Source organism: Pseudomonas sp. PP3, assembly GCF_905336995.1.
Taxonomy (GTDB): Bacteria; Pseudomonadota; Gammaproteobacteria; order Pseudomonadales; family Pseudomonadaceae; genus Aquipseudomonas; species Aquipseudomonas reinekei.
This window is the reverse complement of sequence record NZ_HG995459.1, coordinates 3,819,330-3,835,258: the sequence shown is the minus strand read 5'-3', so window position 1 is coordinate 3,835,258 and position 15,929 is coordinate 3,819,330. Positions and strand designations below refer to the sequence as shown.

The 15,929-nt window shown below is 61.5% G+C and carries 10 protein-coding genes and 1 pseudogene; 5 read left to right on the top strand and 6 right to left on the bottom strand.

Translation table 11 applies throughout. The features are described from left to right. The first annotated feature begins 52 nt into the window (after window positions 1-52). Window positions 53-1,522, top strand: a complete 1,470-nt coding sequence (locus KHO07_RS17295; protein WP_212625007.1) for a winged helix-turn-helix domain-containing protein — start codon at window positions 53-55, stop codon at window positions 1,520-1,522. Here KHO07_RS17295 and KHO07_RS17290 read toward each other — a convergent pair. Then, window positions 1,499-4,303: a winged helix-turn-helix domain-containing protein gene (locus KHO07_RS17290; RefSeq protein WP_212625006.1), complete on the bottom strand. Its 2,805-nt coding sequence runs from the start codon at window positions 4,301-4,303 to the stop codon at window positions 1,499-1,501. The two genes, KHO07_RS17295 and KHO07_RS17290, sit on opposite strands and share 24 nt — an antisense overlap. 285 nt (window positions 4,304-4,588) lie before the next feature. Here KHO07_RS17290 and KHO07_RS17285 point away from each other — a divergent pair, with 285 nt between their 5' ends. Beyond that, window positions 4,589-6,031: a catalase gene (locus tag KHO07_RS17285; RefSeq protein WP_150733510.1), complete on the top strand. Its 1,443-nt coding sequence runs from the start codon at window positions 4,589-4,591 to the stop codon at window positions 6,029-6,031. A gap of 293 nt (window positions 6,032-6,324) precedes the next feature. Here KHO07_RS17285 and KHO07_RS17280 read toward each other — a convergent pair. After that, window positions 6,325-6,720 (bottom strand): annotated as a pseudogene (locus tag KHO07_RS17280) (AraC family transcriptional regulator); the annotation flags it as partial. Between the two features lie 162 nt (window positions 6,721-6,882). Between KHO07_RS17280 and KHO07_RS17275 the strand changes: the two are divergent. Further along, window positions 6,883-7,809 (top strand): LysR family transcriptional regulator, encoded by a 927-nt coding sequence (locus tag KHO07_RS17275; RefSeq protein ID WP_150733513.1) that lies wholly within the window; start codon window positions 6,883-6,885, stop codon window positions 7,807-7,809. A gap of 65 nt (window positions 7,810-7,874) precedes the next feature. On the opposite strand, the gene KHO07_RS17270 is transcribed toward KHO07_RS17275, so the two are convergent. The 4 genes from KHO07_RS17270 to KHO07_RS17255 form a co-directional block, all read right to left on the bottom strand. After that, on the bottom strand, window positions 7,875-9,323 hold the full coding sequence (locus tag KHO07_RS17270) for a curlin (protein ID WP_212625004.1): 1,449 nt from the start codon (window positions 9,321-9,323) through the stop codon (window positions 7,875-7,877). Window positions 9,324-9,350: 27 nt separating this feature from the next. Next, window positions 9,351-9,812: a curlin gene (locus KHO07_RS17265; protein WP_212625003.1), complete on the bottom strand. Its 462-nt coding sequence runs from the start codon at window positions 9,810-9,812 to the stop codon at window positions 9,351-9,353. Between the two features lie 61 nt (window positions 9,813-9,873). Then, entirely contained in the window at window positions 9,874-12,123 is a 2,250-nt protein-coding gene (locus KHO07_RS17260; protein ID WP_212625002.1) for an Ig-like domain-containing protein, read from the bottom strand. Window positions 12,124-12,158: 35 nt separating this feature from the next. Continuing rightward, a complete protein-coding gene (locus KHO07_RS17255; RefSeq protein ID WP_212625001.1) occupies window positions 12,159-13,505 on the bottom strand; it encodes a hypothetical protein in 1,347 nt (448 codons plus the stop codon). Between the two features lie 293 nt (window positions 13,506-13,798). On the opposite strand from KHO07_RS17255, the gene KHO07_RS17250 reads away from it, so the two are divergent. After that, window positions 13,799-15,247, top strand: coding sequence for an ATP-binding protein (locus KHO07_RS17250; protein ID WP_212625000.1), 1,449 nt, complete (start codon window positions 13,799-13,801; stop codon window positions 15,245-15,247). A gap of 184 nt (window positions 15,248-15,431) precedes the next feature. Next, the gene (locus tag KHO07_RS29440) at window positions 15,432-15,848 is read left to right on the top strand and encodes a hypothetical protein (protein ID WP_212624999.1); all 417 of its coding nucleotides are present in this window, start codon (window positions 15,432-15,434) and stop codon (window positions 15,846-15,848) included. Window positions 15,849-15,929 lie beyond the last annotated feature (81 nt).

Genomic DNA, 15,929 nt, shown 5'->3' with positions numbered 1-15,929 from the left:
GGTACGGAGCCTGGATGGACCCACGTGCCGGGCAGGTTCCTGTGGGAGAAGCATGAACAGCCTTAGAGATTTTCACGGTGAAACGGTACTGCGCTTCGGCCCCTACGCGTTCCACCTCAACCAGCGACTGGTCTTGCACGGTGACCAGCCGCTGCGTTTGGGCGGTCGGGCCCTGGATATCCTGCAAGTGCTGGTCGAGCACGCGGGCTCGGTGGTCAGCAAGCAAGCGTTGATCGCTCAAGTCTGGCCGCGCTCGGTTGTCGAGGACATCAACCTGCGCGTGCACATTGCCGCACTGCGCCGGGCCTTTCGCGACGGGCAGAACGGTGACTGCTACATCGTCACCGTACCCCAGCGCGGCTACAGTTTTGTCGCCTCGGTGCAGTCCGCATCGCCGGCAATACCGCTGCCGATCGAAACCCCCTATCAACCCCGGCACAATTTACCGGCGCGACTGACCCCGGTCACCGGGCGTGATGCGGTGGTTGGCAACCTGGTACGCCTGCTGCCGTCGCGGCGCTTCATGACCCTGGTCGGGCCATGTGGTATCGGCAAGACCACCGTGGCGTTGCGGGCCGCCGAACTGTTGTTGCAGCACTATCGCGATGGCGTGTGGCTGGTGGATCTGGCGATGATCGACGATCCGGCGCAGGTGGTTGATCACCTGACGCGCACCCTCGGTCTGGACACTGGCACGACCCTCGAAGCCTTGGGCTCATGGCATGCGCTGTTGATCCTCGATAACTGTGAACACTTGCAGGACAGTTGCCGGACGTTGATCGAAGCATTGCTGTCCTCGGCACCGTGCCTGTCGCTGCTGGTTACCAGTCGCGAACCGCTGTTGGCCCCGGGGGAAACGCTGCTGCCGTTGCCGCCGCTGGTGGTGCCACCGGCATCGGCGCTACGCAGTGTCGAAGAGTGCATGGGCTATTCGGCGGTGCAATTGTTTGTCAGCCGTGCCCGGGCACGCCAGCAGGGTTTTGCCCTGCGCGAACAGGATCTCAAGGCGGTGCGGGAAATCTGTCGGCGGCTCGATGGCTTGCCCCTGGCGATTGAATTGGCGGCGGCGCAGATCGATGCGTTGGCGCTGGTGGGCTTGCGGGCGCAACTGGACAACTGTTTTCAACTGCTGACCCAAGGACGTCGCACCGCGGTGCCCAGACACCAGACCCTCAAGGCGGCCCTCGACTGGAGCTACGAGCGGCTGAGTCCGCAGGAGCAAACCGTGTTGCAGCGTCTGTCGGTGTTCAAATCGGCGTTCACCCTGCAAGCGGCCAAGGGCGTGATCAGTTGCGCTACGCTGCAACCGGCGAGCCTGACCCGCGCGCTGGAAAACCTGGTGCTCAAGTCGCTGTTGTCACAGGAAACGGCCAGTGGCATCAGTCGCTATCGCTTCCTCAATACCACCCGCAGCTATGCCCTGGAAAAACTCGAAGCCAGCGGTGCATTGCGCACGTTCGAAATGCGCTATGCCGGTCACATCAATCACGCGCGGTCCTCAGATCGGCAGGTGGCCCTGTAGCTCGTCGAGCACGTGCCGTGCGGCCTTCAAGTCGGGCGTGGCATGACCTTCGGTGAAACGCTGATAGATCGGCGCCAGTAATGTATGGGCTGGCCCGTAGCGACCCTGACGCTGCCAAAGCCGCGCCAGCGAACTGGCGCTGCGCAGCTCCCAGGCCAGGGCGCCCTGGGATTTCGCCACGTTGATGGCCTTGATCAGCACGGTTTCGGCGGTGCAGTTTTTCACCGGGCAATCGGCGGCCAGCAGCGCATCGGCGCGGGCGCGCAGAATTTCCGCCGTGCTCCAGCCCGCGGCACCGCTGTCGGCGCGTTGCAGCAAATCGTCATCGACGAGCGCGGTGTCCAGGGTCACCATGATTTCCTTGATCAGACCGACCGCCGCCCGGGGCGAGGGTGGCGCCTCTGCGCTGTCGATCACTTGCGCGTAGTGTTGCGCCCAGGTGTAGAACAGCTGCACCGAATGCTTTTGCGCCTGTTCCAGCAGCAGCCGCAGCAACTCACGGGCGGTGCGGGTGTTGCCGTTGTAATGGGCGATCAGGCAGCCGGAGAGGGCCAGGGTGTAGCAGATCGAAGTGCCATGGTTGATCTGCAATGCGATGTCCAATGCCTGCCGCGCCGTGCGCCACGCCTGTTCCGGTTGCCCCTGCAACCAGAGGGTGCGCGCGAGGATGGTCAGGGCGGCGACGCTCTGGTCGTATTGCACGCCAAAACCATGGGTGAAACGGTTGAGATGGCCGCTGTGGGCCATGCGCTGGAGCACTTCCTCGGCATTCACCCGAGCCCGATGCTGATCCCCGGCGAAGTGCAGGGCCAGCACCCGCAAACGATGCATGCTCAGCGACAGCAGCGGATCGCCGTCCAGCCCCAGCCGATCAAATTGCTGACTCTGTTCCAGGGCCATTTGATAGTTGCCACAACTGAGATTGACCGCCAGATGACCGGAGATGGCGCGCAATTCTCCGACCACGTCCTGGCACTGTCTGGCCAGGGTTCGTGCGGTGACGAAGGCGCCAATGGTTTCAGCGCTGCCGCCCTGGGCGTGATAGCAGGCGCTGCCCAGCGCCAGTTTCAGGGACATTTTCAGTGGCAGACAGGGCTCTGCTGATGCATCCAGCATGGCCAGGGCCTTGCGCACGTAACCACCGTGTTCCTTGAGCAGCGACAGTTCCTGCCAGAGGGGCGTGGACGCCGCGGTCAGGCGAATCGCCAACGCCTCGGGTCCGCGGGCATTGAGGCCCCAATCGAGCGCCGCGCGGATGTCTTCAAGGCCCCGGGCATAGCGCTCGATCCACAGCGCTGTGGGGATGTGTTCCCAATCGGTCTGCGCTTGTTGCATCAGCGCCAGGCAGCGTTTTGCATGGCGCGCTCGGGTGTCGGGCAACTCGCGGGCCTGTTCGAGTTTTTTCAGCGCATAGCTGCGCGTGGTGTCGAGCAGGCGGTAGAACACCTCTTCGTCACCGACGTCCACGCTCAACAGGGACTTGGCCACCAGTTGCGTGATCGAGCCAAACACCTCGCGCGGCGCGATCTGTTCGCCGACGATCACCGCCGCGGCCGACGCCAGGGTAAAGCCGCCACGGAACACACCCAATCGGCGCAAGCAGGTTTGTTCGCAGGTGTTGAGCAGTTCAAAGCTCCAGTCCAGCGTGGCGTGCAGCGTCTGGTGCCGGGCGAGCGCCGACTGGCCGCTGTGGGTGAGCAGACGAAAACTGTCTTGCAGTTGCGTGAGCAAACCGTCGAGGCCAAGGCTGGCGACTTGTGCCGCCGCCAGTTCCAGGGCCAGAGGAATGCCGTCGAGACGCCGGCAGATGTCGATAGCCAGTGGCAACTCGGCATCGCTCAGTTCGAAACTGTCATGGCTGGCCATGGCGCGCTCGACGAACAACTGCAACGCGGAAAAGGTCAGCGCCCGGGTGCGGTCCAGCTCGGCAGCGGGCGGAGGGCAGTCCAGGGACTCCAGGCGCTGGACGAATTCGCCCTCGGCCCGCAGGCTCTCGCGGCTGGTGGTCAGAATGTGTAAGTGCGGCGCGCCGCGCAGCAGGCTTTCACAGAGCAGCGCGACGCTGTCGATCAGGTGTTCGCAGTTGTCGATCACCAGCAGCATCTGCCGATCGCGCAGGAAGGTCGCGAGATCGCTCATCGGTTCGTTGTCGTGCAGGGACAGGTCAAGCAGCGCGGCCAAATGGCCGGGGATCAGCAACGGGTCGTTGACAGGGGCGAGGTCGAGCAGCCGAATGCCGTCGCGGTAGCGGCCGATCAATTGTTCAGCGACGCGCAAGGCTAAGGTGGTTTTGCCGATACCGCCGGGGCCGATCAGGGTGATGAAACGCTGTCGCGGCAGTTGCGCCACGAGGTTGTCGACCAATGCCTGGCGACCGATCAGGCGGGTGCGGCGCAAGGGCAGGTTATGACCGTTCGTTACCTTGGGAGGGCAGACCGGATGTTGCCCGACCTGCTCCAGCGAGTAAGGCGCGACAAAACTGTAGCCGCGCTGGGCCACGGTAATGATGTAGCGTTGCCCGGCCTGACCGTCGCCGAGGGCTTTGCGCAGGGCTGCCATGTGCACGCGCAGGTTGATTTCTTCGACCACGCTGTTGGGCCAGACTTCGGCGATCAGTTGCTGCTTGCTGACCACGTTCCCGGCGTGCTCCAACAGGATCAGCAAAATATCCATGGCCCTCCTGCCCAGGCGCAGGGGCTGATCAGCCTCCATCACCAGGCGTTGTTCAGGGTAGATTCTGTAGGGGCCGAAAAGCACGGCCCGCTCATGGGAAAGGGTCAACAACACGCTCCTGCCTGCATCCGTCTAGTTCGCGGTTTGCGAGCATGTTCCTCAGGTTTTTCAATCCATGCAAGGTGCTTTCGGGATGACTGTGCGGTGCCTGTCTCGACTGCTGCGTTTGCGCACCGTCGGGCATCGCGCCAGCAATATCGTGGAAAGGTTCTACGCTGAATGTCTGCCCCAATACGCCGACGGCGTTACCCACGGGTTGATACACCCCGACGCGGGCGTAGATCAGCGTCGGTTTTCGCTCCTGATGAGCCGCAGTCCATTGAGAATCCATTCATGAAAAAGCTGACCAACGCCACCGGCGCCCCGGTAGCCGATAACCTCAATATCCAGACCGCCGGGCCACGCGGTCCGGCGCTCCTGCAAGACATCTGGTTGCTGGAAAAACTCGCTCACTTCGACCGTGAACTCATCCCTGAGCGGCGTATGCACGCCAAGGGTGCGGGTGCTTATGGCACCTTTACCGTCACCAATGACATCACTCGTTACACAAAAGCAAATATCTTCAGCTCAGTGGGCAAGCAGACCCCGCTGTTCGTGCGTTTTTCCTCGGTGGCCGGGGAACGCGGTGCCGCGGATGCCGAGCGTGACATCCGTGGTTTCGCAGTAAAGTTCTACACCGACGAAGGCAACTGGGACATCGTCGGCAACAACACCCCGGTGTTTTTCTTTCGCGATCCGCTGCGTTTTTCTGACCTCAACCATGTGGTCAAGCGTGACCCGCGCACCGGCCTGCGCAATGCCACCAGCAACTGGGATTTCTGGACGCTGCTGCCCGAGGCGTTGCACCAGGTGACGATTGTCATGAGTGATCGTGGTATTCCCACCAGTTTCCGCCACATGCACGGCTTCGGCAGCCACACTTTCAGCCTGATCGACCGGGACAACCAGCGGGTGTGGGTGAAGTTTCATTTCGTCTGCCAGCAAGGCATCGAAAACCTCTCCGATGCCGAGGCTGCGGTGGTGGTCGGCCAGGACCGGGAAAGCAATCTGCGGGATTTGTACGAGAACATCGAGCAGGGGCATTTTCCGCGCTGGAAACTGTGCATCCAGGTCATGGAAGAAGAGCAGGCCATCCACTATCGGCACAACCCGTTCGACCTGACCAAGGTCTGGCCACACGGCGAGTTCCCGTTGATCGAAGTCGGCACCATGGAGCTCAACCGCAACGCCGAGAACCATTTTGCCGAGATCGAACAGGCGGCATTCTCGCCGGCCAACGTGGTACCGGGCGTCAGCTTTTCGCCGGACCGCATGCTGCAGGCGCGGCTGTTTTCCTATGGTGATGCCCAGCGCTATCGACTGGGGGTGAACTTCAATCACATCCCGGTCAATGCACCGCGCTGCCCGCACCATAGTTACCACCGTGACGGCGCCATGCGCACCGACGGCAATCTGGGCGGAACGGCCAGTTATTTCCCGAACAGCGTCGGCGAATGGGAGGATTCCAAGGAATTGTCAGAGCCGCCGCTGCCGCTGGAGGGCTTTGCCCAGCACTATGATCATCGGCTTGAAGAGGATCATTACGAGCAGCCGGGCAACCTGTTCCGTCTGCTGGACCCGGCGCGTCAACAGCTGTTGTTTGAAAACACCGCACGGGCCATGAACGGTGTTCCGCAGTTGATTCGCCAGCGGCACATCGATAACTGCACGAAGGCTGATCCGGCTTATGGGCGTGGGGTGGCGGACGCGCTGGAACGGTTGGTGCCGTTGGGCTGAAGCAAGGCTCGCTCCCACAAGGGATCGGCGGCGTACGTCAATCTCGTATACGACACCAATCAACTGTAGGAGCCAGCTTGCTCGCGATGACGGTCGCACATTCAGCATCACCGTTGACTGCTGCACCGCTATCGCCAGCAAGCCGGCTCCTACAATGAATGTTTGCCAGGCACAGATCTTGTGTTCGTCGCAGATCCCCTGTGGGCGAGCCTGCTCGCGAGGGGGCCGGCATTTCCAACATGGATGTCGCCGGCATGGCCGCCTTCGCGAGCAGGCTCGCACGAGCTTCTGATGTCGCGCATGACCTTGCAACGCCAGGCAAACGGATTGATGCCCTCACTGCGGGTGAACATGTGGCAGAAGTGTGCCTGATCGCAGAAGCCGCACTCCAGGCTGATTTGCGTCAGGCTCAGGTCGGTGTGCTGGATCAGCAGCTTGGCGCGGGCGATGCGTTGCTGGCGAATCCACTCTTGAGGCGAGCAGCCGGTGCTGGTTTTGAAGGCACGGGAGAAATGGCTGCGTGACAAGGCACAGGCCTGGGCCAGTTCGGTGACCTCAAGGGTTTCACCGAGGCGTTCGAGAATAAGTTGTTTCACCAACCGTTCGCGCTGGGGGCTGAGGCCGCCAGCGTTTTTCTTTGGTGCTTCGGTGACGGTCGCGCGGGCGGCGGTTTGCTGGAAGTGAGCCATGGCGAAGGTCCGTGTCAGTAGGCTTCATTCTTTGATCCAAGGGCTCTGGCATGCGAGTTAAACGTTGTTAATTCCTTCTGCGTTACGGGATGTCTTGAATAAAGTCAGACACAATCGGCACACTCGAAGCTGACTGAACTCACTCACAAGGAACCCGTGTCTATGAACCGTAACGATCTGCGCCGCGTCGACATGAACCTGCTGGTGATTTTCGAAGCGCTGATGTTCGAAAAGAACCTGACCCGCGTTGCAGAAAAGCTGTTCATGGGCCAACCCGCGGTGAGTGCGGCGCTCGGTCGGTTGCGCGATCTGTTCGACGATCCGTTGCTGTTGCGCAATGGTCGCGGCATGGAGCCGACAGGGCGGGCGCTGGCGATTCTCAAGGAGTTGCAGCCGGCGATGGACGTAATTTCCGGAGCGGTCAGCCGGGCCAAGGAGTTCGACCCGACGACCAGTTGCGATGTGTTCCGCATCGGGCTCTCGGACGATGCCGAGTTCGGCTTGTTTCCACCGTTGTTGCGCCAGTTGCAGGAAGAGGCGCCGGGTATTGTCGTGGTGGTGCGGCGGGCCAATTATCTGTTGATGCCGGCGTTGCTGGCGTCTGGGGAAATTTCCGTCGGGGTCAGCTACACCACCGACCTGCCGGCCAATGCCAAGCGTAAGAAACTGCGTGATATTCCTTGCAAGGTGCTGCGCGGAGACGACCGGCCCGGTCCGTTGACGCTGGACGAGTACTGCGCACGGCCCCATGCGATGGTGTCGTTTTCCGGTGACCTGAGCGGCAATATCGATCTGGACCTGGCCAAGGTCGGACGCTGCCGCAAAGTGGTGCTCGGCGTGCCGCAGTTCAGTGGATTGCGGGCATTGCTCGCGGGCACCGAGATGATTGCCACGGTGCCGGATTACGCAGCCTGTGCGCTGGTCGAAGGCTGCGGCTTGCGCGCCGAGGACCCACCGTTCGAGATCGAAGCGGCACAGTTGTCGATGGCCTGGAGCGGGGTGCACGACAACGACCCGGCGGAACGCTGGCTGCGCTCGCGCATCAACCAGTTCATGTCCGTGCCACTGGACATCCCTGAACCCGCCTGACTGGCCCCGGCCCATAAAAAAACCGCGACCCTCCCCCGAGGGCCGCGGTTTTTTACGCTGCGCGATTATTGCTGCAACACTGTTGCCTGGTTGGCCGAACCAAACTGCTGCACGTTGGCGGTCTGGCTCATGCCACTCTGGTCGACACTGGCAATGTTGCCGGTGCCGCCCTGGGTGACGTAGGCCACGTTCATGGTGTCAGCCTGTTTGACGGTGATCATGTTGTCGTCGCCGTACAGCTGTGTGGTGTACGCCTGGTTGCCCAGGCCTTCCTGATTGAACTCGGTGCTGTTACCGCTGCCGTTAGTGCTGCCCTGGGCCAGGTTGGTGGTGCCGCGCTGATCGGAGATCAGGATGTTGTCGCTGCCGTTCTGGTCGAAGTACAGCTCGTTGAACGAGTCGGCCTGGCTGACCGTGGTTTTGTTACCGGAGCCGGTCTGGTTGGTGGTCATGATGTGGCCGATGCCGTCCTGGGTGAAGCTGGCAACGTTACCGGTGCCGGCCTGGTTGACGGTGGCGCGCTGGTTGCTGCCGAACTGGCCACCCGATTGCGGGCCTTTCCAGTTGCTGGCGTAGACCTTGTTGTCGTTACCCACCGACGTGGCATTGAGCACATGGCTGTCGCCGCTCTGGTAGGTGAAGTGCACGTTGCCGGTGCCCTGTTGATAGAGCGCGACGGTGGAGCCGAGCGATTCGAACTGGTCGGCGTAGATCGCGTTGAGGTCACCGACTTGCAGCACGGTGGCGACGTTGTCCTGGCCGAAGCTCTGATCGACGATGGTTTCGTTGGCGCCGCCGTATTGGTTGATGGTGGCCTGGGCGTTGACCTGGGTGTCCTGCCAGACTTCGGTGCCGTTGCCATCGCCATATTGATTGATGGTCAGGGTGCCACCTTCGCCATAACGCTGGTCGCCATAGGCGTAGTTGGTGCTGCCGGCCTGGTTGATGTTGATCTGGCCGTTCATGTGGCCGATCTGTTCGGCAGTCGCGTAGTTGGTGGTGCCGTACTGGATGATTACGGCATTGTTGGCCATGCCCGGTTGTATCTGTTCGATGTTGGCTTCGTTGCCGTCGCCGAACTGGAAGGTCTGCCCGGACGTGTTTTCCTGACTGTCCTGATAGACGAACGAGAAGTTGCCGGTGCCTTCCTGTTGCTGCAGGGCTTCGCCATTGCCAAGACCAATCGACTGGCTGGCGTGGGCGACGTTGAAGCTGCCGGTCTGGGTCTGGGTGATGGTGCTGTTGTCTTCGAACAGTTGCTCGGCATAGCCGGCGTTGAAGTCCCCGGTCTGGGTCTGGGTAATGACACTGGTGGCCGTGTCTTGCACGGCGGCCGCGTCGTTGCCCTCGCCGAGTTGCTGTTGGGTGGCGGTACTGAACGGAGCACTGCTCTGTTTCACATCGGCGATGTTGGCGGTACCGAACTGGTTTTGGGTGGACACGCTGTCATCGGCCATTGCCTGGGCACTGACTATGACCAGGATGGCGGCTGTGAGGGGCGTCAGTTTGAACATGATGAAACCTCCAAGTGGTGCAGTGCTTTAGCGATATTGAGTGACCGATACGCTCATGCCATTACCTGCCTGGGTCACAGCACTTTGCTGCCCCGTGCCGGCCTGGACGATGTTGGCGTCGTTGTTGTTGCCGTTTTGGGAAATCTGCGCACGGTTATGGCTGCCGGTCTGGGTAATCGACGCGGCGTTGCCGGAACCTTGCTGGTTGATCAAAGCCATCAGGTCGCTGCCTTGTTGCATGATCCAGGCTTCCTGATTGCTGCCTGACTGCACGATCTGGCCGAGCAGCGACTGGCCGTTCTGTTGCAACAGCGCGACGTTGGCCTGGCCGTTCTGGTCGATCAAGGCGTGCTGGCCCACAGGGGGTGGCAGCTCGCCGAGATCGGCACCGGGTGCCAGGTCGTCGTTCTCCATCAAGTCGTCGGCGCGCACGCCGGCACTGCTGCAAAGCAGGAGCAGGCAGAGCAGGGCGGCGGTCGGCGTATTCATGGACGTGGTCCTTTGGTTGAGGGCTTGCCCCACCAGCCGGGTCGGCCGGTGGGGCGAGCGTTTACTGCACGTTGACGTTGACGGTACGCACGGTGCCTTGGGACGAAGTGATGGTGGCTGTCGGGTTCGCCGACGGAATCACCGTTGTGCTGTTGCTCACGGTCAGCCTCCAGCGTCCAGTGAGCGGCACCGTGGTGCTACCGAGCGTTACCAGTCCGGTCGGCGTGGTCACCTGGACGGTGATGGTGTTGCCGGTGGTCACCGATGAGGTCCCCGTGAAGTCCCAGTTGAAGCGGTTGTTGGAGCGGGCCGTCACACTGGCCGCCGTGACCGCAAAGGTTTCCGCAGCAGGTCGTGGCGAGACTTGCACCGTGACCGTGGCCGGTGACGTCGCCAGGGCGCCGAAGCTGTCCCGGGCGATGTAGGTGAAGGTCGTGGTGAACGCCGTGGTGACCGTGGCCGGTGGGTTATAGGTCAGGGTGGTGCCGTTGCTGGTCACCGAGCCGCGATTGAGCGGTGGTTGAGTGAAACTGGCGATTGCGAGCGGCACGTTGCCTTCCGGATCGGTGTCGTTGGCCAGCACGTTGATTGGAATCGACACACCCAGGGTCGCAATGCTGTCGGCGACGGCCACTGGAGGCTGGTTAGGTGCCACGGTGATGGTCACGGTCGCAGCAGCGGTCGAGGCCAGGCCTTTGATGTCTTGCGCCTTGTAGGTGAAGGTCGTGGTCAGCGGTGCATTGACCACGGCTGGCGGGGTGTAGACGACGGCCGTGGTACCGCTCAATGCCACGGAACCCTGGCCGTCGGCTGGTTGGGTCAGCGCGGTGATGCTCAGTGGTGTGTCGCCGTCCGGGTCGCTGTCGTTGGTCAGCAGATTGAGGGTTATCGGCAAGCCGAAGCTTGTGCTACCGCTGTCAGCGACAGCAACCGGGGCCTGGTTTTCACCGGTGTCCGGCGCGGTGCCGACCACGACGACGGGCTCGGTATCGCTGCCACCGGAGGCCGATTTGATCGTCACGGTGGCCGGTGGTTGAGGCAGGTCGGCGACGGTCAGGCGCTGCAGGGTGCCGGACTTGGTCAGCCGTCCGTAACCCTGGGCAACCATGTCCGGCACGACCACTTCGTCGGACGAGGTGGCTTCGATCAGCAGGCTTTGGTTGCTCCAGCTGTAGCGAGCGGTTTGTACTTTGACCACGTCGGAGACTTTGCTCGAGACCGCTGTCGGCCGGGTGGTACTCGTCGGGTCGGTCGCGGTGAGCACAACCACCGGCGGCACGGTGCTGCCGGTCAGACGGTGGCCGAAGAACTGGCCGGTGTTATCGCCGAGCATGCTGGTCAGGCATGGCGTCTGCGGTGGTCCGGGAACCAGGGCCACGGTTTCGCGGAAGCACAGGCTCGAGTTGTTCGACGATTTGCCGAACACTTCTACCCGGGTACTGCTGGTGCCCGGGCCTGTAGCAACGCGACGGTACGTCGCGCGGCTGATTTCCGCAGGGGTTTGTGCACGACTGTCGAGGACTTTGCCGGACACGGTAAAGAGCGTGGTCTGGATGGTCCCGGGTGGGCCCTGGACAAGCAGGAAGTTGGTGTTGTTGGGGCTGCCGGTGACCGCTTCGGTGAGGTTCGGGTCACCCACGAACGTCTCGATGGCGCCGGTGTCCGGGTTCACTTCGGTGTAAGGGCCGTTGACACTGCGCAGGAAGGGCCCGACTTCACCATTGAGCGCGCCGGCGAAGTTGCCCGGCGCGCCGATGCCGATGTCGCGAGTGATGTTGATCGCCCGACGACCCGGCGTGGTGACATTGACCGTTTCCACGCCATACGGGTGAGTAATGGTGTAGGTGCCCGCCACGGGTACGTTTATCCGCAGGCGAATCCGCGCGAAGCTTGCCTGATCGCCGTCGACCGGGTTTTCCGCCGCGAAGGCCGCTTCGATCCCGGCCACATAGGCGTCGACGCCATACCCGCCGACATCGGCGATAGTGGTTTCGGCGAGGTACCAGAAGGTTTCCGGTGGCCAGTTATCCGGAAATACCATCGGCAGGGTGTCGTCATAAACCCCGGGTTCCGGATTCAGGATGCACATGTAGGCTGGCGCGCCAGGAGCGCCAGGTGACCGCGAACTGGTCGCCCGCGACTGGCACAGTTCCAGCGACAGCGAATTGTTGTCCTGATACCACATGGGGAATTTCCCCGTGGCATAGGTGTAGGGGCCAGGGTCGACGGCAGCGAGTTGCGCGAATGCACTGCCGGACAACGATAAAGTCAGTCCCAGGGCGTTGAGCGCCAGGCGTGGCAATTTGTTCATGATGCCTCCTGATGAGGATCTGGGCATATGTGCGTTCATTGCACGACGACCACTTCTTCGGTATCGCTGCCGCCATTGGATGACGTCACTCGAACCTTGGCCGGTGGAATCGGCGAGATGCCGGTCGACAGCGATTTCACCGCGCCGTCGCCGCTGAGCGCGCCGATGGCGACTCCGGTACCGGTGGTGACGGTCAGGACCGGTGGCGATGTTTCATCGCTGGTCGAGGCCACGACGCTGATCTGCCCGCTGCTCAGGCTGTACTGCGCCTGCGAGATCACCACCAGGTCGGTCAACGGCATGGAGATGGAGGTCGGCGTGCTGGTGGGAATGGCCAGGTGGTTGTCGGCGGTTACCGCAAGGGTGCTCGGCAGCGTCGGGTTGGTGGCGGACTGCGCGTACCAGTGGCCGGTGGTATCGGCCTCGGTCAGGTTCAGCACCGGGCTGTTGCTGTCGAGGGTCACGGTGGCCGGTGGCGGCGGGGCCATGACGAAGACGTCCTGTTGCGCCTCCGGTGCACTGGCACCGGCTTTGCGCGAGTAGGTGCTGCGCTCGGCAATGATCGGAGTGGGGCGCACTACCGTCGACAGCTTGCCGGAAATGGTCATTACCGTCGTGCGCAAATCCAGTCCATTAGGGCCTTCGATGCGGATGAAGTTGGTGTTGAAAGGACTGCCGGTGAAGGCCTCGGCCAGGTTCGGATCGCCAATGAATTGTTCGGCGGCACCGGTGACCGGGTTGGTCTCGGTGTAGGGGCCGTTGACGCTGCGCAGGAATGGACCGATGTCGCTTCTGAGCGCGCCGTCGTAGGCTTGCGGCGAGCCGATGCCGATGTCCCGGGTCATGTTGATCGCACGGGTTCCAGCGGCGGGAACGTCAAATATGTCTACGCCGTAAGGGTGAGTGATGGTGTAGACACCGGCAGTGGGCACATCGACCCGAATGCGGATTCGGCCAAAACTGACCTGGTCGCCTTCTTTCACTTCTTCCGCGGCGAAGGCGGCTTCAATAGCGCTAACGTAGGTCAGGTCGATGCCACGGGCGGCGTCGACGATGGCGCCGTCGCCAGTGAACCAGAACGTTTCATCGGGAAAGTTGCTTGGGAAAGCGATGGGCTGCGTGTCGTCGAAAACGCCGGGAGCCGGATTGAGGACGCACATGTAGCTCGGCGCACCGGGTGCACCTGGAACCCTGGAACTGACGGCTTTTGATAAGCACAAGTCGAGGGTTCGGCCGTGGGAGTCCTGATACCAGGCAGCGAACCCACCGGTGGCTGGCAAATAGGGACCGGGATCTACAGCAAACAACGCCGCCTGGGCAGCGCCTTGGGCCAGAGCGGTCACAGCCAGTGCGATCGCGGTTTTGGACAGTAAAGGGTGCATGTGTATTCCCTCTATCAGAGTACCTGCCCCTTGGATGTGGGTCAGTTGACAGGTCTTCGGCAACTCCCATGCCAACCGGTAAAAATGGCCATGAGAGGCCCGGAACAAAGGTGTTTCGTCAATAAGTGATGGCACTTCCCCGATTGTGGGAACGGGCCTCTTTCCCCAGCATTGGGGGAGATTGGGCAACGGGAAAGTCGGGGGAACCGGGGAGGGGGAAAAGACCCGGCAGCCGGGCAAATTGCCAGCAGTGGGCTATAAACCCTATAGGGCTTTTCCGGGAACAACATCCAATGACCACGCTTGCCAAAACCCTGGCCACCGACAAGGCCGACATGCGATTGAGCACGCGCAAACAGCCGTTCAACCTGCTGCGCTGGTTTTCGCTGATCAGCATGGCGGTGATCGGTACGGTGGCGGTGGCGTTGGGCTCGGTGTCCACCAAATTCGTGATTACCGAAAGCGTGCAGCGCGATGCGTTGCTGACCTCACAGTTCATTCAGGCAATCGCCGCCGCCGAAGTCCGCCACGTTGCAATCCCTAACGTGCGGACCATGGGCGAGTTGCTCGACCCGCGCAAAGACCGGGATTTTCCCGACGTCGATCCGATGGCCCGGGCCAACGCCCGGGGGGAATTTCTCGATCACATCGAACATTTGCCCGACGTCATCCTGGCCAATATTTACGCCCCAGACCGGATGATTATCTGGTCGACCAACCCGGCCCTGATGGGCACCACCATTCATGTCGATGAAGACCTGGATAAGGCCTTCGCCTCGAAGACGCCGGTATCGGCCAGTTACCACGACGTCGACCATGCCCGCATGGAACAGAAGTTCATCACACCGCCGGAATACATCTTCATCGAAAACTACATTCCGCTGTTCGATGCCGAAGGCAACAACGTTACGGCGATGGTCGAGATCTACAAGGAGCCCAAGGACCTGATCAATCGCATCGAGCGTGGGCTGGTGTTGATCTGGTTGGCGACGGCGTTGGGCGGCGGGCTGATTTACCTGGGGTTGTACTGGATCGTGCGGCGTGCAGCGATTTTGCTGGCGACGCAACAGAAGCAACTGATCACCAACGAAACGTTCGTGGCGTTGGGCGAGATGTCCTCAGCGGTGGCCCACAGCCTGCGCAATCCGTTGGCGACCATTCGCTCAAGCGCCGAGCTTGCGCTGGAGTTCGACAGTGGTCCGGCGCACAAAAACATCAACGACATCATCGGTCAGGTCGACCGCATGTCGAAGTGGGTCCGGGAATTGCTGCAATCCTTGCGGCCGCTCAACGACGAAGCCGAACCGGTCAACCTGGTCGCGGTGCTACACGACAGCCTCAACGCGTTCGAACAGCAGATCGCCAAGGGTCGGGTCACGGTGGTGTTCACCCCCAAAGAGACACCGATGGTCTTGAGTCAATACGTGCAACTGACGCAAATTCTCAACAGCTTGCTGGCCAATGCGCTGGAGGCTATGGACGCTGGCGGTACGTTGACGATCGCTCTCGACCCCTGCGATTCCCGGCGGGTGTGTGTGACGATCAGCGACACCGGCAAAGGCATGACCGAAGAACAACGGCGCATGGCGTTCCGACCGTTTTTCACCACCAAGCAGGGCGGGCTCGGTGTCGGGCTGGTGCTGGTCAAGCGGATCATGGAGCGCTTTGGCGGCTCGGTGGCGCTCGATAGTCGTGAAGGCGAGGGCACCAGCGTGCGACTGGTGTTCAAGTTAATCCCTTGAAAATGGGGAATGGCTTTCCCCGTTAGCGGGTGACATTCCCCAGTCGTTTTTACGGTCGTGATGCATTGATATCGATAAACGATTGTTTTTTAAGCTGTTAGTGTTTTTGTATAAAACAGTTACAAAGATGGCGAGCTCCTTGCAATCCTCCCATCACCCCTTCCCGTATTCGAGGCGGTTGGTGATGGCCACAAACGCAGTTTCGACTCGCTCACGTGCCTTGGGCATGCACCTGGTGTTGGTGTTGTCGGTCTGTTTACTGGCCAGCCAGTTGCTGGTCGCGAAACCGGCGCCACCGACACCCGTACCGGCGAAAGAAACCGCCGTCGCCGATACCGCCACACCATGGAGTGGCGACTATGTCCCCAACACCTTGCTGACCGACCAGGACGGTCGGCAGGTGCGCTTTCTGTTCGAGCGTTTCGACAAGATCCCGATGTCCAACCTGCGCATGGATGAACATGCCGCGCAGTCGGTCATCGCATTTTTACCAGCACAAACCGATCGCCAGCATCCGCCGGCCAGCGCGTTGGCGGCCGGCAACGATGAGCCCGAACACCGCAACGCAATCGCCGGCCCCGCCAAGGCTACGGTGCAATAGTGGCTAAATAGCTTCATTGCTCAGGCATTGCGAGCAATGCCACCTACACTGATTCGAAACACAGCAGAAAAGGCTTGCAGA

Coding starts and splice junctions, on each gene's coding strand:
- KHO07_RS17295 (WP_212625007.1), top strand. CDS start 53: ATGAACAGCCTTAGAGATTTTCACGGTGAAACGGTACTGCGCTTCGGC.
- KHO07_RS17285 (WP_150733510.1), top strand. CDS start 4,589: ATGAAAAAGCTGACCAACGCCACCGGCGCCCCGGTAGCCGATAACCTC.
- KHO07_RS17270 (WP_212625004.1), bottom strand. CDS start 9,323: ATGTTCAAACTGACGCCCCTCACAGCCGCCATCCTGGTCATAGTCAGT.
- KHO07_RS17260 (WP_212625002.1), bottom strand. CDS start 12,123: ATGAACAAATTGCCACGCCTGGCGCTCAACGCCCTGGGACTGACTTTA.
- KHO07_RS17255 (WP_212625001.1), bottom strand. CDS start 13,505: ATGCACCCTTTACTGTCCAAAACCGCGATCGCACTGGCTGTGACCGCT.
- KHO07_RS17275 (WP_150733513.1), top strand. CDS start 6,883: ATGAACCGTAACGATCTGCGCCGCGTCGACATGAACCTGCTGGTGATT.
- KHO07_RS17265 (WP_212625003.1), bottom strand. CDS start 9,812: ATGAATACGCCGACCGCCGCCCTGCTCTGCCTGCTCCTGCTTTGCAGC.
- KHO07_RS17250 (WP_212625000.1), top strand. CDS start 13,799: ATGACCACGCTTGCCAAAACCCTGGCCACCGACAAGGCCGACATGCGA.
- KHO07_RS29440 (WP_212624999.1), top strand. CDS start 15,432: ATGGCCACAAACGCAGTTTCGACTCGCTCACGTGCCTTGGGCATGCAC.